Origin of the sequence: Streptomyces sp. NRRL F-5126 (assembly GCF_000721265.1) — a bacterium.
Taxonomy (GTDB): Bacteria; Actinomycetota; Actinomycetes; order Streptomycetales; family Streptomycetaceae; genus Streptomyces.
The window spans coordinates 1-829 of record NZ_JOFZ01000047.1 but is presented as its reverse complement, the minus strand read 5'-3'; the positions used below and the strand labels follow the sequence as shown (position 1 = coordinate 829).

General features: G+C 66.3%; 1 pseudogene. It reads left to right on the top strand.

The features are described from left to right. Window positions 1-829 (top strand): annotated as a pseudogene (locus IH48_RS0132205) (hydrogenase expression protein); the annotation flags it as partial.

The following is an 829-nucleotide window of genomic DNA, read 5'->3' as shown; positions in this document are numbered from 1 at the left end:
TTGTGGACCTCCCTGGAGCCTGCCTCGACGACTGTGGATCCGGGAGGTTCCGCTCGTGTCCGGCTGAGGCTGCGCAATACCGGCGACGTCGTCGACGAGTACCGCTTCGTACCCGTCGGGGACCTCTCCCCCTGGACGACCGTCCAGCCGCCGAGCATCCGCCTCTACCCCGGCACCACCGGCACCGTGGAACTGACGTTCGCCCCACCCCGCACCCCCGACGCGACCGCGGGACCCAACCCCTACGGCGTACAGATCATCCCCACCGAACACCCCGAGGCCACCACGGTCCCCGAGGGCAACGTCACCATCACCCCCTTCTCCGAAGTACGCGCCGAACTCGTACCCCACACCGTCAAGGGACGCTTCCGCGGCCGCCCCAAACTCGCCGTCGACAACCTCGGCAACGTCAAACTCACCGCCTCCATCGCCGGCAGCGACAACAACGACCAGATCACCTACGACCTGCAACCCGCCAACATCCAGGTCGAACCCGGACACGCCAAATTCATCAAAACCACCCTGAAACCGCGTCAGATCATCTGGGCCGGATCCAAACAATCCCGCCCCTTCTCCCTCGCCGTCCAACGCTCGGGCGCCGACCCCGTACCCGTCCAAGGCACCTACATCCAACCCGGCATGTTCCCCCGCTGGGTCGGCGTCGTCCTCGGCATGCTCCTCGCCCTCATCCTCGCCTTCGTCATGCTCTGGATCGCCCGCAAACCCCACGTCACCACCCAAGCCGGCGAACTCGCCGCATCACAAGCCACCAAACTCCCCACACCAGCCATATCCACCGCCCCCTCACCACCCACCCCCACCTCAGCAC